This window comes from Natrinema sp. DC36, from assembly GCF_020405225.1.
Lineage (GTDB): Archaea > Halobacteriota > Halobacteria > Halobacteriales > Natrialbaceae > Natrinema.
This window is the reverse complement of record NZ_CP084472.1, coordinates 2,160,219-2,182,495: the sequence shown is the minus strand read 5'-3', so window position 1 is coordinate 2,182,495 and position 22,277 is coordinate 2,160,219. Positions and strand designations below refer to the sequence as shown.

Annotated in this window: 26 protein-coding genes and 1 pseudogene; 15 read left to right on the top strand and 12 right to left on the bottom strand. The window is 64.4% G+C overall.

Going from position 1 to position 22,277, the window contains the following annotated elements; all coding sequences use genetic code 11:
• Nucleotides 1-82 precede the first annotated feature (82 nt).
• On the top strand, nt 83-316 hold the full coding sequence (locus LDH74_RS11375; RefSeq protein WP_226038845.1) for a hypothetical protein: 234 nt from the start codon (nt 83-85) through the stop codon (nt 314-316).
• 19 nt (nt 317-335) lie between these two features.
• On the opposite strand, the gene LDH74_RS11370 is transcribed toward LDH74_RS11375, so the two are convergent.
• Nucleotides 336-560 carry a hypothetical protein gene (locus tag LDH74_RS11370; RefSeq protein WP_226038844.1) on the bottom strand — a complete coding sequence of 75 codons (225 nt, stop codon included), beginning with the start codon at nt 558-560 and terminating at the stop codon, nt 336-338.
• Nucleotides 561-776: 216 nt separating this feature from the next.
• On the opposite strand from LDH74_RS11370, the gene LDH74_RS11365 reads away from it, so the two are divergent.
• Together LDH74_RS11365 and LDH74_RS11360 are read left to right on the top strand one after the other, a co-directional pair.
• Entirely contained in the window at nt 777-1,097 is a 321-nt protein-coding gene (locus LDH74_RS11365; protein ID WP_226038843.1) for a hypothetical protein, read from the top strand.
• A gap of 100 nt (nt 1,098-1,197) precedes the next feature.
• A complete protein-coding gene (locus LDH74_RS11360; RefSeq protein WP_226038842.1) occupies nt 1,198-1,401 on the top strand; it encodes a hypothetical protein in 204 nt (67 codons plus the stop codon).
• Here LDH74_RS11360 and LDH74_RS11355 read toward each other — a convergent pair whose 3' ends face one another.
• Nucleotides 1,402-2,652 carry a GTP-binding protein gene (locus tag LDH74_RS11355; protein ID WP_226038841.1) on the bottom strand — a complete coding sequence of 417 codons (1,251 nt, stop codon included), beginning with the start codon at nt 2,650-2,652 and terminating at the stop codon, nt 1,402-1,404.
• A gap of 74 nt (nt 2,653-2,726) precedes the next feature.
• Between LDH74_RS11355 and LDH74_RS11350 the strand changes: the two genes are divergently transcribed.
• The 4 genes from LDH74_RS11350 (at nt 2,727) to LDH74_RS11335 (ending at nt 7,419) form a co-directional block, all read left to right on the top strand.
• Nucleotides 2,727-3,023: a hypothetical protein gene (locus LDH74_RS11350; protein WP_090611616.1), complete on the top strand. Its 297-nt coding sequence runs from the start codon at nt 2,727-2,729 to the stop codon at nt 3,021-3,023.
• Entirely contained in the window at nt 3,023-3,997 is a 975-nt protein-coding gene (locus LDH74_RS11345) for a TRC40/GET3/ArsA family transport-energizing ATPase (protein WP_226038840.1), read from the top strand. Before LDH74_RS11350 ends, LDH74_RS11345 begins: the two co-directional genes overlap by 1 nt.
• A gap of 389 nt (nt 3,998-4,386) precedes the next feature.
• Nucleotides 4,387-5,586, top strand: coding sequence for a redox-regulated ATPase YchF (locus LDH74_RS11340; RefSeq protein WP_226038839.1), 1,200 nt, complete (start codon nt 4,387-4,389; stop codon nt 5,584-5,586).
• Between the two features lie 162 nt (nt 5,587-5,748).
• Nucleotides 5,749-7,419, top strand: coding sequence for a fused MFS/spermidine synthase (locus LDH74_RS11335; RefSeq protein WP_226038838.1), 1,671 nt, complete (start codon nt 5,749-5,751; stop codon nt 7,417-7,419).
• A gap of 36 nt (nt 7,420-7,455) precedes the next feature.
• Here LDH74_RS11335 and LDH74_RS11330 read toward each other — a convergent pair whose 3' ends face one another.
• Nucleotides 7,456-8,250, bottom strand: a complete 795-nt coding sequence (locus LDH74_RS11330) for an ArsR family transcriptional regulator (protein ID WP_226038837.1) — start codon at nt 8,248-8,250, stop codon at nt 7,456-7,458.
• Nucleotides 8,251-8,488: 238 nt separating this feature from the next.
• On the opposite strand from LDH74_RS11330, the gene LDH74_RS11325 reads away from it, so the two are divergent.
• Nucleotides 8,489-9,496, top strand: a complete 1,008-nt coding sequence (locus LDH74_RS11325) for a DMT family transporter (protein ID WP_226038836.1) — start codon at nt 8,489-8,491, stop codon at nt 9,494-9,496.
• Here the strand turns inward: LDH74_RS11325 and pth2 are convergent.
• Complete coding sequence (gene pth2, locus LDH74_RS11320) at nt 9,493-9,831, bottom strand: peptidyl-tRNA hydrolase Pth2 (RefSeq protein ID WP_226038835.1); 339 nt, start codon at nt 9,829-9,831, stop codon at nt 9,493-9,495. The two genes, LDH74_RS11325 and pth2, sit on opposite strands and share 4 nt — an antisense overlap.
• Before the next feature lie 169 nt (nt 9,832-10,000).
• Between pth2 and LDH74_RS11315 the strand changes: the two genes are divergently transcribed.
• Nucleotides 10,001-10,279 (top strand): hypothetical protein, encoded by a 279-nt coding sequence (locus LDH74_RS11315; protein ID WP_226038834.1) that lies wholly within the window; start codon nt 10,001-10,003, stop codon nt 10,277-10,279.
• Between the two features lie 58 nt (nt 10,280-10,337).
• Here LDH74_RS11315 and LDH74_RS11310 read toward each other — a convergent pair whose 3' ends face one another.
• Nucleotides 10,338-11,153: a hypothetical protein gene (locus tag LDH74_RS11310; RefSeq protein WP_226038833.1), complete on the bottom strand. Its 816-nt coding sequence runs from the start codon at nt 11,151-11,153 to the stop codon at nt 10,338-10,340.
• Between the two features lie 158 nt (nt 11,154-11,311).
• Between LDH74_RS11310 and dcd the strand changes: the two genes are divergently transcribed.
• The 4 genes and pseudogenes from dcd (at nt 11,312) to LDH74_RS11290 (ending at nt 13,809) form a co-directional block, all read left to right on the top strand.
• Nucleotides 11,312-11,914, top strand: a complete 603-nt coding sequence (gene dcd / locus LDH74_RS11305; RefSeq protein WP_226038832.1) for a dCTP deaminase — start codon at nt 11,312-11,314, stop codon at nt 11,912-11,914.
• Nucleotides 11,915-12,024: 110 nt separating this feature from the next.
• Nucleotides 12,025-12,225: pseudogene (locus tag LDH74_RS11300) on the top strand (single-stranded DNA-binding protein); the annotation flags it as partial.
• Between the two features lie 126 nt (nt 12,226-12,351).
• Entirely contained in the window at nt 12,352-12,906 is a 555-nt protein-coding gene (locus LDH74_RS11295; RefSeq protein WP_226038831.1) for a hypothetical protein, read from the top strand.
• A 105-nt stretch (nt 12,907-13,011) separates the two neighbouring features.
• The gene (locus tag LDH74_RS11290) at nt 13,012-13,809 is read left to right on the top strand and encodes an alpha/beta hydrolase (RefSeq protein ID WP_226038830.1); all 798 of its coding nucleotides are present in this window, start codon (nt 13,012-13,014) and stop codon (nt 13,807-13,809) included.
• A gap of 162 nt (nt 13,810-13,971) precedes the next feature.
• On the opposite strand, the gene LDH74_RS11285 is transcribed toward LDH74_RS11290, so the two are convergent.
• On the bottom strand, nt 13,972-15,276 hold the full coding sequence (locus LDH74_RS11285) for a YihY/virulence factor BrkB family protein (RefSeq protein WP_226038829.1): 1,305 nt from the start codon (nt 15,274-15,276) through the stop codon (nt 13,972-13,974).
• Between the two features lie 316 nt (nt 15,277-15,592).
• On the opposite strand from LDH74_RS11285, the gene LDH74_RS11280 reads away from it, so the two are divergent.
• Nucleotides 15,593-15,793, top strand: coding sequence for a hypothetical protein (locus tag LDH74_RS11280; protein ID WP_226038828.1), 201 nt, complete (start codon nt 15,593-15,595; stop codon nt 15,791-15,793).
• A 5-nt stretch (nt 15,794-15,798) separates the two neighbouring features.
• Here LDH74_RS11280 and LDH74_RS11275 read toward each other — a convergent pair whose 3' ends face one another.
• A complete protein-coding gene (locus tag LDH74_RS11275; protein WP_226038827.1) occupies nt 15,799-16,920 on the bottom strand; it encodes a tRNA (guanine(26)-N(2))-dimethyltransferase in 1,122 nt (373 codons plus the stop codon).
• Between the two features lie 140 nt (nt 16,921-17,060).
• On the opposite strand from LDH74_RS11275, the gene LDH74_RS11270 reads away from it, so the two are divergent.
• Nucleotides 17,061-17,417, top strand: coding sequence for a hypothetical protein (locus tag LDH74_RS11270; protein WP_098726071.1), 357 nt, complete (start codon nt 17,061-17,063; stop codon nt 17,415-17,417).
• Nucleotides 17,418-17,490: 73 nt separating this feature from the next.
• Here LDH74_RS11270 and LDH74_RS11265 read toward each other — a convergent pair whose 3' ends face one another.
• The 5 genes from LDH74_RS11265 to LDH74_RS11245 form a co-directional block, all read right to left on the bottom strand.
• Complete coding sequence (locus LDH74_RS11265; protein ID WP_226038826.1) at nt 17,491-18,690, bottom strand: orc1/cdc6 family replication initiation protein; 1,200 nt, start codon at nt 18,688-18,690, stop codon at nt 17,491-17,493.
• 965 nt (nt 18,691-19,655) lie between these two features.
• The gene (gene hisH, locus LDH74_RS11260) at nt 19,656-20,318 is read right to left on the bottom strand and encodes an imidazole glycerol phosphate synthase subunit HisH (protein WP_226038825.1); all 663 of its coding nucleotides are present in this window, start codon (nt 20,316-20,318) and stop codon (nt 19,656-19,658) included.
• A gap of 92 nt (nt 20,319-20,410) precedes the next feature.
• A complete protein-coding gene (locus LDH74_RS11255; protein WP_226038824.1) occupies nt 20,411-21,007 on the bottom strand; it encodes a uracil-DNA glycosylase in 597 nt (198 codons plus the stop codon).
• Between the two features lie 418 nt (nt 21,008-21,425).
• Nucleotides 21,426-22,004: a DUF99 family protein gene (locus LDH74_RS11250; RefSeq protein WP_226038823.1), complete on the bottom strand. Its 579-nt coding sequence runs from the start codon at nt 22,002-22,004 to the stop codon at nt 21,426-21,428.
• Nucleotides 22,004-22,210 (bottom strand): DUF5786 family protein, encoded by a 207-nt coding sequence (locus LDH74_RS11245; RefSeq protein WP_226038822.1) that lies wholly within the window; start codon nt 22,208-22,210, stop codon nt 22,004-22,006. Before LDH74_RS11245 ends, LDH74_RS11250 begins: the two co-directional genes overlap by 1 nt.
• Nucleotides 22,211-22,277: the final 67 nt, after the last annotated feature.

Sequence of the window (22,277 nt, the reverse complement as noted above, 5' to 3'; positions counted from 1 at the left end):
ATATCCCGTCTTGTCATCGCAGCCCCTCGAGTCGGCAGTAGACTTTAGCCCTCGGAGGCGCACTATCGTGCAAGGGAGACACATGGGAGGAAAGAAGACCGAAGCCTGTGGCCGGTGTTCCATGTCGACGGTCGTCGATGTCGCCTCGTCCGGCGACGACGAGGATGCCGACGGCGAGTCGACGCGGGACGCGTTCGGAGAATCCGCTATCGAGGTCGACGACGAGATGCTCCGGCGCGTCTCGCCAGGCGCCTGGGCGGGGCGCGTCACCGACCGGCTCGACGACCTCGGTCGCCGGCTCATCTACGGCCGGTAGCGAGACGAGCGGGCGTCGCTTACGACATCGTCACGAGATACGTCATCGCGAACACCAGTATCGCGCCCGTAGCGACGTTGATGATCCCGAACTCGACGAATCCCAGAAACGACAGCCCCCAGACGATCGTCCACGCGAACAGCGTCGACAGGACGGCGTTCATCGCGAGGAGGACGCGTGGATCGCCTTGCGAGGACGACACGCCCGCCTCGAACCCATCCTGCTCGGAGTCCCCATCGCTCATACAGGGAGACGATGATACCACCACTTAACTGTTCACCGTAACGCCGGTCGCGAATTCACCACCGACGTCGACGAGTTCGATCCGATTGACGGCGCGCGGTATATAGTAGTCACTGAAAGTCAATACACACCTGATCGCATGACAGTGATGCGATCAGCGCGTAAATCGTTTCAGTGACTACTATAGCTCTTTGTCGCTCGAGGGAGAACGTCTCGTATGCGACTTCGCAACCGTCACGGATCGCACGTGGACCCGGTGCCCTTCGTCGTAGTCACCGGGCTCACCTTCATGATCCTGCTGTCATTCGGTCCGCTGTACGGACAGGCGCTGGGGCTGTCGCTCGAGACCGCTATCGCGCTCTCCGGCGCGCTGTTCGCCGTTGCCTCCGTCGTCGCCTTCCACCGTCAGGTGTGGACCGCTCGGCCGGAGACGATCGGCGCCGTCCCGTCGGCCGTCCGCGCCGAACGACTGTTTTACCTCATTCCGATCCTCACGGCGCTAATCGTCGCGCTCGCGGTCCCGTTAGTCGTCGGTTAGCAGACGCGACCGGTCGGTACGTCCGGCGCGAACCGCGCGATCGCGAAAGCGTGCTAATTTATCGCACAATAGTATCGGCGTTACAGACGAACGATCGACTATGGAACTCATCGAATCGGTGAAAGCGGCACTCGCATCAACCGCACCGAAGGACCGCCCCGCCAACGACTCCGAGGGGGCCTACTGGTGTGACGACTGCGCCGTTCGGATCAGGGACGCCGATCTCGAGGGGGAGCCGGTTTGTCCGGACTGCGGCGCGGAGATGCGCTTCGAGCGCTCGACCGGCCGCGACTGTGCGTGCTGACTACGGCTCTCGGATAACGGTCTCGTCGCCCTGTTCGGTGGGGAAGGGGCCGTCGAGATCCGTCTCCCGCTCTCCGTCGGTGACGAGCGCGTCCTCGAGCGCCGCCCGGAGCGTCGACTCGTCGTAGTCGGTGCCGATGAACACGAGTTCGGTCCGGCGGTCGCCGTGCTCGTCGTGCCACTCGAGGTTCGGTCGATTCGACCGGTACATGTTGCGTTCGACCTCGGGGAGGCTCGCGATCCAGGGGCCCTGCGCGGTGGCCCTGACGGACGGACCGGCCTGAGCGATCGACACCCGCATCTCGTTGTTTGCGAGCCAGACGGTCCCCTTGGAGCGGACGATCGATCGCGGAAGGTCCCGGAGGAAGTCAGCGAACCGTTCGGGATGGAACGGCCGGCGAGACCGGTAGACGAACGACGAGACGCCGTACACCTCGTCGGGGTGGTGATGACCGCGGTGATCCTCCTCGTCCCGTTGGCCGTCGTCGTGATCAGCGTGCTCGCTCTCGCCGTGGTCCTGATCGCCGTCGGCCGACTCGAGCGCTCGCTTCCAGCCCGGAAGGTCGTTCACGCGCCCGGGATCGAACAGGCCGGCACCGAGCAGCCGGTCGGGATCGACCACCGAGAACTCCGTCGGGATCGTCTCGGCCTCGGGCTGGAGTGCGCGGACGAGGTCCTCGGCCTCCGCGAGTTCCGCGTCGGAACACAGGTCCGCCTTGTTCAGGAGGACGAGATTCGAGACCTCGACCTGCTCGACGAGCAGATCCGAAAGCGGACGGTCGTCCTCGTTCCCCCGACGCTCCGGCCGTTCTTCGCCCGCGAAGGCCTCGAGGAAGGCGGGCGTGTCGAGGACCGTCACGAGCGTGTCGACGTCGTAGAGTGCGGCGACGCGGGACTCGGTCGTGAACAGCCGCGCGACGGGCGCGGGTTCGGAGATGCCCGACGACTCGACGACGAGGTGGTCGAAGGATCGGTCGCGAGCCAGCCTGACCACGGCGGTCTCAAGGTCGTCCTGAAGTTCACAGCAGATGCACCCGTTCGAGAGTTCCGCGACGCCGTCATCGAGCTCGAGTTCCGACCCCTCGGCGACGAGTTCGGCGTCGACGTTGACCTCGCCCATGTCGTTGACGAGAACCGCCAGCGTCCGGTCGCCGGCGTCCGACAGCAGGTGATTGAGCAGCGTCGTCTTGCCGGCACCCAGACTGCCGGAGAGGATCGTCACCGGGATTTCCTCGCCCGTGTCCGTTTTCATATCCTGTCACTGGGATCGCAGCGCCTTGAAACCGAGCCACGAGGGTTTTTAGCGTGCGGTACAGACGTACGGACATGGATCTGGCCGATCGGATCGAAGCCTTTCGCGAGACGCTCGACGAGTGGCTGCGGGGGCTCTACCACGGGATGATCTCGCACCCGGCCTACGAGAAGATCGAGAAGGAAGCTGAAGACGCCGAGGACGCGTTCATTCTGGCGTGTTTCCCGGACGCGTTCGGCATCCCATCACCGGTCTCGTACTACACCGCGGAACTACTCCCCTACCTCGAGGACGAGTTCGAATCGTGGGAGCGGCGGCTGTGGGACCGCGGAACGTACCTCGAACGCAAGGGACAGCAGTACCACTTCTGATGGAGCCGTTCGTCTTCTTCGGTGGAAAGGGCGGCGTCGGAAAAACGACCGTCTCCTGTGCGTATGCGCTTCGCTGTGCGCGCGACGGCCAGCGAACCCTCGTCGTCTCGACCGACCCGGCCCACTCCGTCACCGACGTGTTCGATCAACCGTTTGACGACTCCTCGCAATCGGTCGCGGGAATCGACGGGCTCGACGCAATGGAGATCGATCCCGAAGACGAGGTGACGCGCCACCTCGACGAGATCCGGCAGGACCTCTCGGAGCAGGTATCAGCGTCGATGGTCAACGAAATCAACCGCCAACTCGAGATGTCCCACGGGACGCCGGGGGCCTACGAATCGGCGCTGTTCGACCGGTTTGTCGACGTGATGCGGAACTCGGAGCCGTACGATCGCGTCGTCTTCGATACCTCGCCGACGGGGAGCACGCTCCGACTCCTCGGACTTCCCGACCTGCTGGAGGGCTGGATCGACCGGCTGATGCACAAGCGACGGACGAGTATCGACCTCTTCGAGAAGGCCGCGATCGGCAACAACGAGCCGCGCCGCGTGATGGAGGGCGACCCTGTCCTCGCGCGGCTCCAGCAACGCAAGGAGTTCTTCGACTTCGCCGGCTCGGCACTGCACGACGACGCCGCCTTTTTCCTCGTTGTGAACCCGGACGAACTGTCGCTAAACGAAACCGAGCGAGCGATCAGTGATCTCCGGGAGAAGGACCTCGCGGTCCGCGGTCTCGTCGCCAACAAACTCACGCCGTCGCCAGACCCCGACGAGAACGGCCGCGGCGCTCGCTACCTCCGCGAGCGCGTCGAGACGGAAACGGAACGCCTCGAGACGATCCGCTCGGAGTTCGAGCCGCCGCTGGTCGCCGAAATCGGCTGGCGGAGTTCGGAGGTCAAGGGCGACCTCCTGGCGGACGTCGCCGGCGAACTCGACATCGAGACGGCCGCCGAGCCGACGACGCACGTCTAGATCGAGTCCGATCCGGCGGTCCGTACTAACTCGTCCGTACTGATGTCTCACGAGAGCCGAGCCGATTTGGATGCTTCCGTGCCAGGGATACCCATACCATTCCGTCGTCGGACGGAAACCCGTGTCGGCGCTGCTCGCCCACTCCGGATACTGAGTACGAGTCACCGATCGGACTGGTCGGCAACCCCTCCGTCGACAAGTCCGCTTTCTTCAACGCCATTGTCAGAGCGTCGCTTTGACGGGCCGTAGAATCGCAGAGCGATTCTGCGACGGCGACGATGAACGACGGAGCCGGGGATGGACGGTCTGCCCTCACCGTGGCATGTTTTCGCATATCTCTCTGAGAGCGGAACAAAACCCGTTTAGCCGGGCCGCTCGAGGAACGGATAATGAGTACGAGTTACCGGATCGGACTGGTCGGCAAACCGTCCGTCGGCAAGTCCTCTTTCTTCAACGCGGCGACGATGAACGACGTGCCCGAGGGGGCCTACCCGTTCACGACCATCGATCCCAGCGTGGGCGAGGCCTACGTCCGCGTCGACTGCGCAGCGCCGGAGTTCGACGAGGAGTGCACCCCAAGCGTCGGCTACTGTACCGACGGGACTCGGTTCGTCCCGACGAAACTCGTCGACGTGGCCGGACTGATCCCCGGCGCACACGAGGGCAACGGCCTGGGCAACCAGTTCCTCTCCGACCTCAACGAGACCGACGTGCTCGTCCACGTCGTCGACTTCTCCGGCAAGACGGACGCCGAGGGCGAAGCCACCGAGGGCCACGATCCGCGTGAGGATATCGCCTTCCTCGAAGAGGAACTCGACCAGTGGTATCTGGGCGTCCTCGAGAAGGGGATCAACCGCTACGAGACGGGCTACACCACCGAGGACGACGCTATCGAGGAGGAACTCGCCGAGCAGATGAGCGCGTTCAAGACCAGCGAAGACGAGATCAAGCGGCTCATCCGGCGCGTCGGTGTCGGCTTCGACCCCGCGGAGTGGGACGCGGACGACCAACTCGAGTTGGCCCGCGAGATCCGGAAAGAGACCAAGCCGATGGTCATCGCGGCGAACAAGATGGACACCCCCGAGGCGCAGGCGAACTACGAGGAGATCACCGGCGATCCTGACTACGATCACCTGACGATCGTCCCCTGCAGCGCCCACGCCGAAAAGGCGCTGAAGTCGGCCGAACAGGCCGGCGTCATCGACTACCGACCCGGCGACGCGGACTTCGACATTCTGGGTGACGTCTCCGACGACCAGAAACAGGGCCTCGAGCAGATCCGCGACTTCCTCGAGGAGTTCGGCGCGACGGGCGTTCAGGCGGCCCTCGAGACGGCGCTGTTCGACGTCCTCGGCGTGACGCCGGTGTTCCCCGGCGGCGCGAACGGGCTGGGGAACGAACGCGGCGAGGTGCTACCCGACTGCTATCTGATCCCCCCGAACTCGACCGCGGAGGACTTCGCCTACAGCCTCCACTCCGACATCGGCGACGGCTTCCTGCACGCGATCGACTGCCGATCGAACCGACAGTTGGGCAAAGAGTACGAGGTCGAGTCGCGGGACGTGATCGAAGTCATCACGACGAACTAGCCGGGACGGGGTACTCGACCCGGCGAACACGATTCGCATCGAGCGGCAAGTTCGATGCTCGGATCGCGGCGTAGAAGCGCCGTAGCGACCTCGTCACTCGAGTTCCGGCGACTGTCGGGGTGAGGCGACAAGTTCTCATTACGGGACCGCTACTGTCCGATAATGAGTACGCGGCAGCTGTCCGGCTACCGACCGACGAAACCCGACGTTGCGGTGTTCGTCTCCGGCGTCACCAGTATGGGGCTGGAGATTCTCGCGGGCCGGATCATCGCCCCCCAGTTCGGCAGCAGTATCTACACCTGGGGGAGCATCATCACCGTCTTCCTCGCCGCGCTGAGCTTGGGTTACTGGCAGGGCGGGAAGCGAGCGGAAACGGCCTCGAACCGTCGAATGACCTGGATTTTGCTCGGGACGGCGGCCTACGTCGCCATCGTGGTCTACGGGAGCGGGCAACTGTTGCTCTCGGCGTCTGCGATGCCGCTCCCGGCCCGGTACGCCTCGCTCCCGGCCGTGCTCATCCTCTTCGGACCGCCGACCTATCTGCTGGGCTTTATCAGCCCGTACGCGGCCCAACTCTCCGAGAAGAAGGGGATCGGCGAAGCGTCGGGGCACGTCTACGCGCTCGGCACCATCGGCAGCATCGTCGGCGCGGGTGCGACGACGTATTTCCTCATTCCGACGCTCGGCATCGACATGATCGGGCTCCTGTTCGGGCTCGTCCTCGTCGGAACCGCGTTTGCGCTCACGCTCCCCGCCCTCTCCCCGCGGCCGGCGGCGGCGAGCGTCGCGATCGCGCTCTTGCTCGTCGTCGCGGCCGGTCTCGGGCCGGTAACGTTCGACCACCGCGGCGACGTCGTCTACCAGACTCAGACGGCCTATCAAGAACTCGAGGTCATCGACGACGGCGACGTCCGAAAGCTGTATCTGGACGACGCGCGCCACAGCGCGATGGATCTCGACGATCCCGACCGACACGTCTTCGAGTACACGCGATATTTCCACCTGCCGATGTTGATGGTCGACGATCCCGACGAGGTCGAGAACGTGTTGTTCATCGGCGGGGGCGGCTATACCGGACCGAAGGACTTCGAACGGAAATACGACGTCGACGTCGACGTGGCCGAACTCGATCCCGCGGTGACGCAGGCCGCGAAGGACTACTTCCGCCTCGAGGAGGGTGAGAACATGACCGCCCACACGGCGGACGGACGCCGGTTCCTCCGGGATACCGACGAGACCTACGACTTGATCATCCTCGACGCCTATCAGAAGGATCAGGTCCCGATCCACCTGACGCAGCTGGGGTTCATGGAACTGGCCGAGGACCGACTCACCGATGACGGCGTCTTCCTCGCGAACGTCATCGCCTCGCCCAGCGGGGCCGGCTCCGAGTTCTACCGGGCGCAGTACAAGACGATCGACGAGGCGTTCGCGTCGACCTACAGCTTCCGTACCTCGAACACGGGTTCGGTCCAGAACATCGAAGTGGTCGCGACGAAAGCTGACACCGACTTCACCGAAGCCGACCTCGCCGAGCGAAACGAGCGCCGCGACGTGGGACTCGACCTGAGCGGCGAGATCGACGCCTACATGGACGAACCCAGGACCGACGACGTGCCGGTGTTGACCGAGAACCACGCGCCCGTCGATAGTCTGCAGGCGTCGACGGTCGGCCAGAAGTACGTCGTCGAACAGACCGAGGAAGAGGAGGAGACGCGGCCGGAACCCGCATCGATCGTGACGGGATCGGACCCGCTCGCGCTCGCACGGCCAGCACCGGTGCTCGAGTCGGTGACAGCCGACCCAGCACAGACCAAGCCGGTTCCAGCGTAGCGTTCGGACCCGACCACCCGTCCCTCCAACTGATCCTCAGTCGGACAGCGTCTCGCCCTCGAGCGGCGTCGCCGTTCGCCAGTAGTGATCCAGCGAGTCCTCGGCCCACGACCGGACAGCAGCGTCGTCGGTGTCGACGGAGGCCCGGAGGATGCCGTTCTCGTCGCGCAAGAGCAGATAGACGAGTTCGTCGACGATCATTATCGCGATCGGGACGCCCTCCTCTCGGACCCTGATTTCGGCGTCCTCGGCCGCGAGCAGGGCCTCGAGCTGGTCTCGAAGCTCCGACTCGTCGGCCAGCGCGTCGATCGCGTTGCGGCCGAAGACCCCTCTGAACCGCTGGTCGCCGGCGGTCACGCGTTCCCGGACGACGTGCAGCGTTTGTCCGTTGAACGTGTGAGAAAACGTTCGGACGTCGTCACCGTCGCGGATGAAATCGAGTAACCGACTCAGCGGCGCGTTCGGCCGCGTCGCGCTGGGGACCGTGATCGTGGCGTCCGAGAGCCGCCGCAGATCGAAGTCCATCGCGTGCGTCGGCAGGTAGTCCACGATATCGCGGAGCTTGCCCTCCGTCTCGAGGATCTCCTGCAAGTCGGTAAACCCCTCCGCGACGAGCCGACCCGTGGCGGTCGCGACGTACTCGCTGCCGTCGTGTCTGATCCACGATCGATCCTCGAAGTCGCCGAGGATCCGTCCCAGCGTCGCCTGCGAGGCGCCGGTCGAAGCCGCCAGTTCGTTGCGCGTGTGTCGTCCCTCCGCCAGCAGTCCGAGCACCTCGACGCGGTTCGCCGAGAGCGCGAGGAACTCGATCTCCTCGAGCGCCGATTCCATACGGACACTCCGGGCCGCCGCGGGAAATCGTTTTCGCAGCGTGAAAGGTTTTCACGGTCTGGCGGTCTGTCGCGGGTCCCAGCTATTTCCCCGCCCGCCACTCTTTCTTCCCTCGAAATGATTTCTGAACGAAACTATATACCCGGCTCTCTTACGGTGTAGTACGATGATTCTCGTTATTCACGCGTCGGCCGATATCGGCTCGGCGCACACGGTCCGTTCGGAGGTGACGGCGTAGATGGTCTCTCGTCGCACCGCGGTCTTCTTCGCCCTCTCGAGTCTGTTCTTCGGCGGGACGTTCGTCGCCGCGAAGGCCGGACTCGCCTACTTCCCGCCGCTGTTGTTCGTCGCCCTTCGGTTCGACATCGCCGCCGTCGTCATGCTGGCGTACGTCGGTCTGACGTCGTCTCGGTCGGAACTGCTTCCGCGGACGCGCGGTGACGTCGGGGCCATCCTCGCGACCGGCGTGCTCGCGATCGGCCTGACGAACGCGCTGTTGTTCGTCGGCCAGCAGTACGTCACCAGCGCCGTCGCCTCGATCGTGTACAGCCTCAACCCGATCATGACGCCGGTGTTCGCCGCGTTCTTGCTCTCCGACGAGCGCCTCTCTCCGCGCGGCGCGGCCGGTATGGGACTCGGCCTGCTCGGCGTCGGCCTCGTCGTGAGCCCGGACCCCGCGAACCTGCTGGGGGGTGCCGTCGGAAAGGGGATCCTCTTCGCCGGTGCGATCGCCGCCGCGCTGGGGGCCGTCCTCATCCGCCGGGCCGACAGCGATCTCTCGAGCACGGTCCGCGTCGCCTGGGGACTGCCCTTCGCCGCGGCGCTGAGCCACCTGCTGGCCTGGGCGAGCGGCGAGTCGGCGGCCGCGATTACGTGGTCCACCGAAGCGGTTCTGGCGCTGGCCTACGTCAGCATCTTCGCCGGCGTCATCGCGTACATCGCCTACTTCGGCCTCATCGACACGGCCGGCGCGATCCGCGCGAACCTGATCTTCTACGTCGTCCCCGTCGTCTCGACGCTCGGCGGCTGGGCGCTGCTCGGCGAGACCATCGACGCGCTCGCGATCGCCGGCTTCCTGACGATCTTCGCCGGCTTCGCGGTCCTGGGAAGCGCCTCGATCGACGTCCGCTCGCTGCTCCCGAGCGCCCTCATTGACGGGATGCTTCCGGACGCCATCACCGACGCGTCGCTTCCCGACGACGAGTCGGCGGTCAGGGAGGAACCCCGCGGCTACCGATCGGACTAGAACAGCGAGAGTTCGCCGGTCACGCTATCGACGCGGCCGTCCGCCGCCGGGCCGACGGCCAGCGCGGTGACGGTCCCGGGCTCGAGTTGGGTGTGTCCGGCGTCCCGGATGATGGCGGTCGGAATCCCCTCGCTTTTGGCGATCTCGGAGAGTTCGTGCAGTTGGCGCTCGCTCTGGCCCTTCAAGACGACCTTCTTCTGGCCGCCCTGTTTCCACTGATCCTGTAGCTGGCTGTCCGCCTTCTCGTAGGCCGACAGCGATGCGTGAGCGACCTGTGCGGCGAGTTTGCCCTTTCCCATGCCGATGTCGGTGCGAGCGACGATTGCCTGTTTCATGGCCGAGACGAGGACGGGGGCGGTGTTAGCATTGACTATCTGCGGCCCCGCCCGACGGCGGGGCTGTGCTCGCCGACATGGCGTGAGACGAAGACCACGGCGGGAGACGAAGAAGGACAGTTGGCGGTCGACCGAAATGTACAGCACGGCTCGGTACCTCTCCGTCCGTATGTCACCGACTGTCGACGACCTCCGGAACGAGATCCGACGAGCCGTGGGGCGGTACGAACGCGTCGAATCGACCGCGTTCACCAAGGAAGCGCTCGCCGCGATCTGTGACGCCGTGGGCGCTGATATCGAGACGAACCGTCTGCCCCCGAAATCGGAGATGCGAGCGGCCGTTCGCCGACGGAGCGATCTCGAGGTGGGGGACGATCCGGACGCCGCCGAGCGCCCCTTCCGGAAAGCGGAGCTCGAGTCCATCGCGGCGTCGCTCCGGGATACGTAGCGATCCCGCCTTGCACAACGGGCGTACTGAGTCGCCGTTCGCTGGGAATTGCGACGAGTTAGCAAACGATTTCGCCGTCGAGACAGAGCTCTCGTTCCGTTCGTCTCGCTTCCGGCCCCGCTTCGATGAGTGTCGACTCGGTGACGGGATCCGAAAACCGATCCGGATCCGGCTCGACGCGCTCGAGCATCGTAGAAAAGACCGAGCCGCGCCGACCGCCGGCATAGACGATCCCGCCGTACTTGCGCTCCTCGAACGAGGTTTCGTCGGGATGGGGGAACGCCTCGCGGATGATCCGTGCCATTTCTCTGATATACTCCGCTGCCTGCCGCTGGGAGTACAGACTCTCCTCGTAGTACGTCTCGGCGTACTCGTCATCTAGCTCTTCCGTCGAGTGTTCCGGCGACTCGTAGCGAATCGATTTCGTCGTGGTGTACCCGCTGGCAAATCGGATGTTCACCGTGAAGCACTCGGGATAACGGAGTATGATGGGTGCAAACAGCATGTCCGTCACAGTGGTCCGCTGCTGGATTCGCCACAGCCCCTCGAAGTAGTATGCGGCGAGCGCTCCGATCAGGTCATCGCGCTCACCACGGTTGTACGCCATCGCGGCCTCGCGGTAGTCGTCACCGGCGATCCGACGGAGTCGCCGTTCGAAGCTCTCAGCGATTAGATCGATTTCCGCTTCGTGGGCGTTCAACAGTGGGACATCCGGATCGGCGAGCAGGTCCGCCTTTCGCTCCTGGGCGTCCGCGATGAGCATCATGTTCTCGTGAAAGACCCGCTCTGCCTCCGCGTCCGGAAGCGGTGTTCTGACTCCTCGCTGATGGAGAACCGCCGCGTTCCCATTGAATACCCCCTTCTGCCCCCTCATGTGCGTTCCTACGTTCGGAGAGGCTATTAAATTGATTGGCTGCGCAAACGCGGTGAATTCTGATGGGGGTATAGAACGAAGGGGTGACAGTCACACCGATCGCTCAGAGCCGAACTCGGACCGGGAAATTTAGGGCCCCGTACTCGCTCTGACACGGTATGATCCTCTCCGATGCGGACATCCTCGAGCGCCTCGAGGCCGGCGACCTCGTCGTCGACCCCCTCGACGATCCGAAACTGCAGATCCAGCCCGCGAGCGTCGACCTCCGACTCGGTCGGGAGTTCCTCGAGTTCCAGCGGACGAACATCCCCTGCATCCACCCCAACTCCGAGGACGAGGTCGACGACTACGTCACCGAAACGCTCGTCGAGGACGGCGACGATTTCATCCTGCACCCCGGAGATTTCGTGCTGGGGACGACCCACGAGCGCGTCGAGATTCCGGACGATCTGATCGCCCACGTCGAAGGCCGATCGTCGTTGGGACGGCTCGCTGTCGTCGTTCACGCAACTGCCGGCCTCTGCGATCCCGGTTATCGCGGTCAAATCACCCTCGAGCTATCGAATCTCGGCTCCGCACCGGTCGCGCTCACACCGGGAATGCGCATCTCGCAGCTCACCTTTACCGAACTCAAGACGCCCGCGGAGCGGCCCTACGGCAGCGAGCGCGGCTCGAAGTACCAGGATCAGGACGGGCCGCAGGCCTCCCGGATTCAGAGCGACGACGAGTTCGGCGGCGATCAACTCGAGCGCGAGGACTGAACCCGGTCGCGAGAGCCAGCCGAACGTCGACGGCTGAACGCGCCGACACGGGATTCACTTCCGAGTCACTCGTAGCCGGGATACCCACGCTACCGATGTCTCTCGCGAACGACGACGCCCTCGTGAACGACGCGGTCGAGACGCTGTTGCTCTCGACGGGGCTCGAGGGCCGCGACCTGCGGGAGTTCGGCGACCGACCGGCCGAGCAGGGCGGAGAGACCGTCGTCGTTCCGGACGACTTCCCTGACGGGAATCGATCGCGTGACGCGTTCGGCGGCATGGGCGCGCCGTTGTGTTTTCCGCTCGACTGACAGCCTCGAGGTGCGGTTTTCGATCGATTGGCGGCTCGAGTGCGGTCGGAGACCGGTATCTTCCCTCGGCGTCGACTGGCCGTTGCAGGCACCACCGGCTTGCCTCGAGTCGCGATAACAGATGGTATGTGTGCTACGTTTTCGGACGACGATGTCGGCAAGCCCATCGAGAACGACGCCGACGAGACGGTCGGAGTCGTCACCGCCGTCGAAGGCGACGTTGCCTACGTCAGGCCGGATCCGGCGGTCGTCGGCTCGATCAAATCGTCGCTCGGCTGGGAGAAGGGGGCCGAGACGACGGTCACGCTCGACCGAAAATCGGTTCGCGAGATCACCGCGGACGCCGTTCGGCTCGAGGGGTCGCTTCCGATACGGGACGATTCGACGACCGATGTGGAGACAGAACGTAGCGAGTCGTCGGACCGAACTCCGGAGACGGAGCCGGCCGGTGGACTGAGCGGGACCGATGAGACGGAAATCGCCGACGACGTGGTCGACGACGATCTGAGCGCGCCCGACGAAACGGATACGGTCGAGGATCGGGCCCGCGGTGCGGAGGTCGACCCGACCGAACTGGCGGGCCGCGGTTCCGGGCTCTCGGTCCAACCTGATGACGACGACCGGCGGACGGACGCCGCGGTCGATATCGGCGACGACGCCGACGACCGCGGGGACGAGTGACATCGTCCGGTTGCGACGGCGGAATCGCGCGCACCTGCGACTGGAGAACTCGGTGCCGTATTTCGCCGGGTTGCCTACTAAGCCCCTCCTACTGCTACGTGGGCTATGGCTTGGACAGGCGAAAGCGGCGGCTCCGAAGGTGTCGACGTCACCGGCCCGTCGGACGCACAGTCGATCGTGTTCGTACACGGCGCGATGTTCACGCGGAAAATGTGGCTTCCCCAAACGCGTGAACTCTCCGAAGAGTTTCACACCGTCGCCCCCGATTTACCGGGCCACGGCACTCGAGCCGGCAAACCGTTTCGGATGGAGCCGGCGATCGATGTCCTCGAGGACACCCTCGAGACGCACGTCGACGGATCGGCCGTCCTCGTTGGGCTTTCGTTGGGCGGCTACGCGGTCACGGAGTACGCGTATCGACATCCCGACGATGTCGACGCGCTGGTGCTGTCGGGAAGCAGCGTGAACCCGGTGAAAACGATGGAACTCGGCACGCGGCTAACCGGGGGGCTATCGCGGCTCCTGACGAAACCCGATGTCGGAAAGCGCGCCGTTGAGAAACTCGCGACGCGCTGGGTGCAAAACCGGGACCTCCCGCCGGATATCAAGCGGGAGATCATCGAGTCCGGCTTCTATCCGAAGCAGTTCGGCGACGCGGGGCCGGACATCGCGGGCGAGGACTTCCGGTCGAAACTCTCCACGTACCCCGGTTCGACGCTCATCCTCAACGGCGAGAACGACAAGCTGATGCGCCGCGGCGAGCGGGCCCACGCCGGGGCTGCGCGGGACGGCCGCGTGGAAGTCCTTGCGGACGCCGGCCACATCTGCAACCTCCACCGACCGGCGACGTACACGGATCGGGTTCGACGGTTCGTCCAGCAAACCGTCCCGACGAAGCAGTAGGGCAGGCGTTCGTCGCCGGATGCGTCCGTTCAAACACCGGAAAGACGTTTGCTCAAGGGCGTACGCGGCTGTGTCAGTAGTGGCGCGAACGTCCGGAAGAATCGCAGACTCACAGCGGCTTCGATCAGGTGGCCAACGGGCGGCCCGGAAGCGGCCGGCAGTTCAGGAACGTCGATCGCCGATCGCATCGCGTAGCCGGCCGGGGAGTCCGAGCAGGGAGATTCCGAACCCGAACAGCACCATTAGCACGTAGAGTCCGAGCGTCGAGGTCCAGACGACGAACATCGCGAGGATTGACCAGCCGCCCGCCAGGAAGTAAAACGCCGCGATCGACATCGCGGTCCCGTACAGCAAGACGAGGTACGGCCCCCAGTCGTGGGCGTGGCCGCGTCGCATTCGCCGTCGAACGTAGCGTTTGAGCTCTCCCTCGAGGGACTCTTTCCTGACGGTTCGGCTCTCGACGTCGTCCTCGAAGGAGTCGACGCGATCGCGCAGCCGTTCGATCTCTTCGCGCAGTACCTCGGGGTCGTCCGCGCGGTCGCGCGTCCGAGCGCTCGTTCGACTCGCCCTCGCGCTGGTGCGGTCACTGGCGCGATCCTCCGTGGCCCCCTCGTCGGCACCCGTGGCGTCGTCGGTCATCGCTTCTGTCGAAATCTGTCGATGTCCGGGACTTTGTAGCTGCCGATCCACTTCACGGTCGGCGAGGACTGCGTTGAGGACCGCACCGAAGACGAGGATGATCGAGCCGACGTAGAGCCAGACGAGGACGAGGAACACGGCACCGAGCGCGCCGTAGACCGCGTATCCGGTGGCCAGACCGGTGTACAGCGAGAACGTGCGACTCAGCGCGAACCAGCCGACCGCGGCGACGATCGTTCCCGGTGCGGCCTCGCGAAGGCCGACGTTCGCGTCCGGAAAGATGACGTACAGCGGCAGGAACGTCGCGACCAGCCCGAGGACGATGAACAGCTGTCCGACGACCGAGACGCCGAATTCGGCGACGAACAGGATCACCAGCTCGAGCGCGCCGACGACGACGAGGCCCAGAGTGATGCCGACGGAGACGACCGTCGCATCCCAGACGGTGTCGAGCAGCGATTTCTCCCCCGCAGTGCCGTACACCTGCGAGAAGGCCCGATCGAGACCGCGGAGGACCCGGCTCGAGCCCCAGAGCAGGCCGAGGATGCCGACGACGGTCGCTCCCTGGCGGCCGGTGTCGTCCACGATCGTCTCGGCGAGCAACTCCTGAGCGTCCGGCGTGAGTACGTCGCTCGCCGCCGCCGTGAGCCGCGCCGCGAGCGCCTCGCCGCCGATCGACGCCGCGATCCCCAGCGCGAGCAGCATGAGCGGGACGAGCGAGATGAAGCCGTAGAACGCGACGCCCGCTGCGAGCAGCGTCAACTGTTCGTCCCTGGCGAGCCGAACGGCTTCGCCCGTCACCTCGAGTCCCCGTCTGTGATCGAGCACACGCGATCCTTCGACGCGGGCCCCAATATGTAATCGCCCGGCACGGCGTTGCAACGGTCTGTTACGATGGTGCGATGGCGTCCGCTCTGCGAGTCAGGAGCGATGTTGACGCCCGGTTCTATCGGGCTGCCCTCGTACGGTCCCGCTAGCGGCTGTACGAAGCCGATTAGCCGTCGCTATTCGGACCGAGTTCGGCCGTCGGGACCCGGTTCGCGCCTGACGGCCGGCGGGGTCCGTCGGCGGTATCGGCTCGTGGTCGTGCCGTCGAGCGAATCGAACCCGCCTCGTTTTTCTGTCAGTGGGTGAACCCGATCGTATGGAGCAACGACGCTGTCCAGACTGCGGCGTGACGATGGAAGCGGTGAGCGTCCGCGATGGCGAGGGCATGAAGCCGTCCATCGCGACCGGGAAACGCGACGGACTGCTTGGGAAGATCGGCCTGCAAAACACGACGAAACTTCAGGGCGTCTGCTGTCCGGAGTGCGGGCTCGTCCGCCTGTACGCCGACGTAGCGTAGCGCGGTCAGTCGAGGTTCCCTTCGGTCGCCGCGCGGATCTCGCCCACGCTGGCGTCCGTCTTGAACGTCGTCCCGCCGTAGTGGGCCCTCGAGGCCGCATACCCCGCTTCGTTTAGGTCCGCCAGGAACTCGTCCATCGCGTTCGCGGGCAGTCCCCAGTTCCGACAGAGCTTGTGTTGATCGTAGTGTGTCGGCTCGTCCAGTTCGGCCGAGAGTGCGTCGCAGAGCTCTCGAGCCTCGGGTGCGGTATCGAACGTGTACGGGATTTCGTCGCGGACCGCGGCGACGAACGCGGGATTCCGGATGGGGCCGAGCCAGACGGGGCCGGCGGTGAGCATTCGATTCCCGCCGCAGTGGGGGCACGTCTCGAGCGGATCGGCGATCAGCCCGGAATCGGCCTCCCGGTAGAGACAGTCTTCGCAGTGGTAGACGTGGCCTAACTCGTCGATCGCGGCGTCGGCCGCGGTGGGCTTGTGCTCGAGCTCGAGATACGTCCGGACGTAGTGACTGGTCGCATGGGTCAGGAGCGGCTCGACGCCGACGTCGACGCGCGCGGCGCTGCGTGCGAGCGCCGAGATGAGGATGCGAACGCCCATCTCGGCGTGGTAGTCCGTGTTCCGGGGGATCGCGGAATAGGAGCGCACGCCGCTGTTGAAGTGGGCCCCACACAGCGGCGCGGTGTCCGTCGCGGTGACGCAGACGAGATCCCGACAGTTCGCGAACGCGGCGTCGGCGAACGGCATCGGCGTCCCGTAGGGGTCGAGATCGATCACGTCGAACGGCTCCTCGTGCATGAGGGCGGAGACGTTGCGGTGTTCGACCCGCGCGTGTTCGTCGAAGTCGTTTCGCTCGAGGTTCTCCCTCGCGAGGGCGACCGCCTCCTCGTCGACGTCACAGCAGGTGACCTCCCAGCCGTCGGCGGCGGCCCGAACGCCGCGGACGCCGCTCGCGGTCATCGCGTCCAGATACGAGGTGGCGCGCTCCTCGCGCTCGCGGTAGGCTCGCAGCGTCGCGATGGTCAGATCCCGGTTCAGTTCCTGTCGCGGATTGTAGAAGACCGCCTCCTCGATGCCCTCGGTCTGCTCGCCGGGGACCTCGAGTTCGACCCCGCCCTCGGTGACGCGCATACCACGTCTCGTCGGTAGCGGGCGAAAAGCGGTGTGGTCTCGTGCGGCTCGAGCACCCGGACGTCGAGGCGGATCCGATCGGTCCGTCGTCGCGGCACAACAACCAAACCGATTTTACAGTTGGGGACACAGTTCCGGTCGTGTCGGAGGCCAACCCCGTCGAACGATGGCAGGCCGCCCTCGAGGAAGCCGGCGAACTCACGCCCGCGATCGTCGGCGACATCTCGCAGGTCCACGGCGACCGTGGGGTTCGCGCCATCGAGGCGGTCGGCGAAAACCGGGTGAAGGCCTACCGCGATTTCACGATCGTCGTCGGCTACGACGACGAGTACATCGTCGAGGACGGCGGCTGTACCTGCAAGGACAGCGAGTACAACCTCGACGCGGACGACCCGACCGAGAAGTGCTGGCACTCGCTGGCCGTCGCGATCGCTCGTCGAGTCGGCCACGTCGACTACCACGATATGTGGTACTCGGAGGTCCGCGAACTGCTGTAGCCGGTTGCCGCTGTGCGTAACTGTTATTGCCGTCGTTTCGGGTTCGAATTACCGGTTGGTCGATCGATTTTTGTCAGTCAGATTCGTTGCAGGCGGCGATGATGACTTTCGGATCGTCAATCAGCCGATTCTCCATGTAGTTCCCTTTCCCTCTGCCGGCCCACTTGCGCTCCTGATCGATGATCGAGAGGAACTCGAGTTCCGAAAGGATGTCTCGGACGCGCCGGAGCTTCAGATGCTCAGACCGATCGCGATCACACAATCGCCTGTAGAGGTCGTACGCTTCGTTCGTCGTTATCGGTGCGTTGTCCCCCTCTTTTTGCTGGGTGAGCAGCGCCATCGCCTCGAGAACCAGTTTCGCGTGACTCGGGCTCTTGGAAATCAGTTCGGCGAGGCGACTGGTTTCTTCGCGCTCGTGAGCGTGATCGACGCAGTCCTCCGTGACGGCGTCGCGGTCGTTCTCCTCGGCGATCTCGCCGGCGAATCGGAGGATATCGATCGCCTTCCGCGCGTCACCGTGTTCGCGGGCTGCGAGCGCGGCGACGCGAGGGACGACGCCGTCCTCGAGCACGCTCTCGTGGAACGCGTCGGAGCGCGACCGGAGAATCTCTCGGATCTGTGTCGCGTCGTACGGAGAGAAGACGTACTCCCGTTCGCAGAGGCTCGATTTGATCCGTTCGTCCAGCGAGTCCTTGTACCGGACTTTGTTCGAGATTCCGATGACGCCGATCGTGCTCTCGGTGAGTTTTCCCGATTCGACCGCTCGCGAGAGCTGCATCAGGATTTCGTCGTCTTCGATCTTGTCCACTTCGTCCAGGATGATCAGCGCAACGTCGTACCGAGTGTCGACGATGCGCCAGAGGCGACGGTAATACTCGGCCGTACTCAACCCCGAATGGGGGATCGAGATCTCCGTTTCCGTCTGCTCGTTGAGTTGATGACCGGCCGATTGCACGGCCTGTGTCTCCGTCGATTCCTGGAGACAATCGACGTAGGCGACGCCGATCGACACGTCGTTGTCCTTCGCACGCTCGACGGCGTGATTCGTGATGAACTTCGAACAGAGGGACTTCCCGGTACCCGTCTTTCCGTAGACGAGAACGTTGTTCGGCGTGTTCCCGCGCGTAGCCGGTTTAATCGCGTTCGCGAGGTTCGTCAGTTCGTCCTCGCGGCCGATAATCCGGTCACCGTCCGGGAGGTGTGAGACCTGCAGGAGTTCCTTGTTCCGGAAGATCTCATTTTCGCTGCCGAAGTAATCCATCGAGTCGGACATTCAGTTGGTCGAACGGTTCGTTGGGGACCACTTAATCCATTCGAACCGTGGTGCCGCTGTATATTGTCTAAATATGCTTTAGAGGATGTAGAGATAGGAGTTTCGACCCCTCACTGCCGCTGTATAGTCGGAATACAACTCCGCATTTCCGCTGTATTGTCCGTCCGTGACCGTACGATCTCGATGTATCGTACTCGGATCCCTCCTCTCGAGAGCCGATTCGCCGGGTTCACCTGCAGTTGCGTACCGGATTTCTGCTGTATATCGTCGGAGCAGTTTATAGATGGGCTGATACCACTGTTCCTCACCCCTCGGTGCCGCTGTATTCGGAGTCACACACCCTACGGTGCCGCTGTAACGATGCGGCGGTGGGGGAGTACCAGAAACGAGGGTTCGAGCGCGCAAATCGAGCGAAAGACGGGTACAGGAGAGTAATTAGGTGGACGGCGGTAGTGGGCTGAATCGACTCGAGTGACGATTCTGCGTTCGAAACCGATTGAACGTACTTGCGTTCGAAACCGATTGAACGTACTTGCGTTCGAAACCGATTGAACGTACTTGCGTTCAAAACACTCAGTGAACTGTGACACACCAGTACTATTTAACAGTACCGTCTCCCGTTTCAGATGCCGTGATAGTTGAACTCGAGACTTGTCCAGATCGAGCGAAATATCGCAGTTCGGCCATTATACGGAGGACTTACAGCGGCACTCTGGGGTGTGTCCCTTCGTCACTTGGCTCGATCCAACCCTCCCCATCTGGTGGGAGCAGTCACGTCTCCCGATCAACTCCAGTAACCGTACTCTGCTGCGCAGCTCCCGACGAAGTTCCGCAGATCCGTACTCCCGTCGCACTCTCCCACTCACTCACTCACCTTTTCCCGTCCGGCTCGGTTTCGCCGACCACCCACGGCAAAAACCTGGACCAAAAAGGCCGCTCACTCCCGGTGGTCGTTCGCGGTCAAATCACTTTTCGGCGCAGATTTCAACGAAGTTTCGCAAGATCTGCAGCCCCGTCTCGCCGCTCTTCTCGGGGTGGAACTGCGTGCCGAAGACGTTCCCCGCCTCGTTTGCGACGATCGAGGGGAACTCGAGTTCGTAGTCCGTCGTCGCCACCGTCGCGTGCTCGTCGTCCGGGGCCGCGTAGTAGGAGTGAACGAAGTACGCGTAGTTTCCGTCCACGCCCTCCACGAGGGGGTGATCCCGCTGGACGTCGAGTTCGTTCCAGCCCATGTGCGGAACCTTCTGGCCCTCCGCGAATCGGACGTTGGTTCCGGGGATCAGATCCAGCCCCTGGACGGCCGACTCGCCGTCGGTTTCGCCCTCCTCGCTCGTCGTGAGCAGCATCTGCATGCCGAGACAGATGCCGAAGAGAGGGGTGCCGCTGTCAGCCACCTCGAGGAGGTCCTCGCGGAGCGGGTCGGCGTTCTCGACGCCTTCGCGGAATGCGCCGACGCCCGGCAGAACGACGCCATCGGCCGCCGCGAACGCCGCCGGATCGTCGGTGATCTCGACATCGGCACCCGCGCGCTCGAGGCCGCGAGTGACGCTGCGGAGGTTCCCCAGTCCGTAGTCGACGATGACGACGGAGGCGAGGGACTGCTCCTGTGGAGACGAGACGGTGCTCATACCGGTAATCGGTGCGGCGTGGTAAAGTGTATTCCCCTTCCAGTCAATTTTCACCGGACGCGTTCGCCGTCTCCGGTGAGCGACACCTGCGCTCAGAAACCGTCGAGTCGCGACTGTCCGCCCTCGCTGTCGGCAACGCCCGCGAGTTCGGCCGCCCGCTCGAGGGCGTTCTCGAACGTTTCCTCCTGGCTGCGGTCGTACAGCGTCGCCGCCGGGTGCACGCAGATCAGGAGTCGCCGCGGCGTGCCGTCGATCCGTATCTCCTCGAGATCGCCCGCCTCCTTGGTCACTGCGACCGACCGCTCGAGCAGGTGTTCGCTCGGTACCTTCCCGAGCGTGACGATCACCTCGGGATCGAGGCGATCGATCTCCCGCTCGAGGTAGCCCCGACAGTTCGCGAGTTCGTCTTTCTTCGGATCGCGGTTCTCCGGCGGGCGACAGCGCACGCAGTTGGTGATCCGGATATCGCCTCGCTCGAGGCCGACGTCTCGGAGCCCGTCGTCCAGGACGGTGCCGCTACGGCCGACGAACGGTTCGCCCTGCTCGTCCTCCTTCGCGCCGGGGCCCTCACCCACGAACAGCAGGTCGGCATCCTCGGGTCCGGCACCGTTGACGATCCGGCTTCGAGAGTCGACGAGCGCCGGACAGCGCATGCACTCCGTGACGCAGAGATCCTCCATCTCTCCCATAGTGGGCTCTCGGCTGGCCGCCTCCTACGTCTTTCGGACGCGGGTAACGAGTGTGACAACGGGCGACGAATCCAGTGCGAACGATCCACCGGATCGATCGGCACAGGCGAACGACGTATCGCTCCAGACCAGCCAACCGGCGTGCGGTGGCGCGCGCTGTCGGCCATCCGAGCGCTAGCGAGGGTGGCAGACGATATTGCGCGAGGGATGAGCGAACGAGCCTGCGAGCGAGCGAATCGGCTGGGGAGGGCGTGGCCATTCCGTGTTGCCACGGTAGCAGAGCACTTCGTTCATCGAACTCACTCCTGAACACCCTGTTCAGCAAACGTTCGGACCGACCGGCTGGGTAGCCGAATCGCGACGCATTCGTCCGATAGTGGTGTCCCAGGACCCGTTCGCTGAGACGTCCACGACGCGCTTACTCGAGCGATCGAACGTAGGACGCTCCCGCTCGAGCCGCCTGCCTCGCGACCCGAATCGGCTCCGGACGGCCGCCCGCGGGTGTGAATGCTCGGACAACCTCGTCGGCATCGGCGGGCTCGAGCCCCACGCACCTCACGTAGACGGTCTCTTCGTTGACCGACAGTTCGCGTCGTTCCGGCAGCGCCCGGTAGGTCTCGAGTCGCTCCTCGAGTTCGGGTCCCGAAAACGCGTCCCGGAGACCGGCCTCGAGGCCGCCGCTCGCTTCGAACGTCACGGCGAGTACCGGTTGGTCGACTGCGCGGTGTATCGTCGAAAGATCGAGAACGTTGTACCAGGCGGGGGCGACGGCGCCGAGCAGGATGTACCTCGCGTCCGGCCGATCGAGTTCGTCGATCAGGTCGATCACGGCGGCGGTTCCGTCGGTACCGCCGACGCGACAGGAGCCGTACGCGAGCCCATCGAACGCTCGATCGGCGCGAACGACGGCGCCGGCGAGCGTACTTCGGGTTCGACCACGGGTCCGATCGGCGCGGTACGATTCGGCGATACCCAGCGCCCGCACCCCGGACTTCATCAGCCGTCGGTACCGTCGTCGCCGTCGTCGCCGTCGTCGTCGTCTTTGATCGCTTTGAGTCGGTCGAGCAACTCGTCGCTGGACGCGCCGTTCTCGAATTCGATCGTTCCGTCGTGGCTGTTCTCTTCCGATGTCACTGCGTCCTCGTCGTCAAAATCAGCGTCGACGTCCTGTTGTTCGGATTCGTCGTAGCTCCCGAATCCCATACGGTGTTACCTATGAGAGTCCGATTGAAAAAGTCAATGGTTCCAGTTTAGTAGGTGTTTCCAAGTA

Excerpts from the sequence above, each read along its gene's own strand:
- LDH74_RS11365 (WP_226038843.1), top strand. The coding sequence starts at position 777 with ATGCGACTTCGCAACCGTCACGGATCGCACGTGGACCCGGTGCCCTTC.
- LDH74_RS11360 (WP_226038842.1), top strand. The coding sequence starts at position 1,198 with ATGGAACTCATCGAATCGGTGAAAGCGGCACTCGCATCAACCGCACCG.
- LDH74_RS11335 (WP_226038838.1), top strand. The coding sequence starts at position 5,749 with ATGAGTACGCGGCAGCTGTCCGGCTACCGACCGACGAAACCCGACGTT.
- LDH74_RS11245 (WP_226038822.1), bottom strand. The coding sequence starts at position 22,210 with ATGGGATTCGGGAGCTACGACGAATCCGAACAACAGGACGTCGACGCT.
- LDH74_RS11290 (WP_226038830.1), top strand. The coding sequence starts at position 13,012 with ATGGCTTGGACAGGCGAAAGCGGCGGCTCCGAAGGTGTCGACGTCACC.
- LDH74_RS11275 (WP_226038827.1), bottom strand. The coding sequence starts at position 16,920 with ATGCGCGTCACCGAGGGCGGGGTCGAACTCGAGGTCCCCGGCGAGCAG.
- LDH74_RS11295 (WP_226038831.1), top strand. The coding sequence starts at position 12,352 with ATGTGTGCTACGTTTTCGGACGACGATGTCGGCAAGCCCATCGAGAAC.
- LDH74_RS11355 (WP_226038841.1), bottom strand. The coding sequence starts at position 2,652 with ATGAAAACGGACACGGGCGAGGAAATCCCGGTGACGATCCTCTCCGGC.
- LDH74_RS11255 (WP_226038824.1), bottom strand. The coding sequence starts at position 21,007 with ATGGGAGAGATGGAGGATCTCTGCGTCACGGAGTGCATGCGCTGTCCG.
- LDH74_RS11325 (WP_226038836.1), top strand. The coding sequence starts at position 8,489 with ATGGTCTCTCGTCGCACCGCGGTCTTCTTCGCCCTCTCGAGTCTGTTC.
- LDH74_RS11265 (WP_226038826.1), bottom strand. The coding sequence starts at position 18,690 with ATGTCCGACTCGATGGATTACTTCGGCAGCGAAAATGAGATCTTCCGG.
- hisH (WP_226038825.1), bottom strand. The coding sequence starts at position 20,318 with ATGAGCACCGTCTCGTCTCCACAGGAGCAGTCCCTCGCCTCCGTCGTC.
- LDH74_RS11350 (WP_090611616.1), top strand. The coding sequence starts at position 2,727 with ATGGATCTGGCCGATCGGATCGAAGCCTTTCGCGAGACGCTCGACGAG.
- LDH74_RS11345 (WP_226038840.1), top strand. The coding sequence starts at position 3,023 with ATGGAGCCGTTCGTCTTCTTCGGTGGAAAGGGCGGCGTCGGAAAAACG.
- pth2 (WP_226038835.1), bottom strand. The coding sequence starts at position 9,831 with ATGAAACAGGCAATCGTCGCTCGCACCGACATCGGCATGGGAAAGGGC.
- dcd (WP_226038832.1), top strand. The coding sequence starts at position 11,312 with ATGATCCTCTCCGATGCGGACATCCTCGAGCGCCTCGAGGCCGGCGAC.
- LDH74_RS11315 (WP_226038834.1), top strand. The coding sequence starts at position 10,001 with ATGTCACCGACTGTCGACGACCTCCGGAACGAGATCCGACGAGCCGTG.
- LDH74_RS11250 (WP_226038823.1), bottom strand. The coding sequence starts at position 22,004 with ATGAAGTCCGGGGTGCGGGCGCTGGGTATCGCCGAATCGTACCGCGCC.
- LDH74_RS11340 (WP_226038839.1), top strand. The coding sequence starts at position 4,387 with ATGAGTACGAGTTACCGGATCGGACTGGTCGGCAAACCGTCCGTCGGC.
- LDH74_RS11330 (WP_226038837.1), bottom strand. The coding sequence starts at position 8,250 with ATGGAATCGGCGCTCGAGGAGATCGAGTTCCTCGCGCTCTCGGCGAAC.
- LDH74_RS11310 (WP_226038833.1), bottom strand. The coding sequence starts at position 11,153 with ATGAGGGGGCAGAAGGGGGTATTCAATGGGAACGCGGCGGTTCTCCAT.
- LDH74_RS11375 (WP_226038845.1), top strand. The coding sequence starts at position 83 with ATGGGAGGAAAGAAGACCGAAGCCTGTGGCCGGTGTTCCATGTCGACG.
- LDH74_RS11370 (WP_226038844.1), bottom strand. The coding sequence starts at position 560 with ATGAGCGATGGGGACTCCGAGCAGGATGGGTTCGAGGCGGGCGTGTCG.
- LDH74_RS11280 (WP_226038828.1), top strand. The coding sequence starts at position 15,593 with ATGGAGCAACGACGCTGTCCAGACTGCGGCGTGACGATGGAAGCGGTG.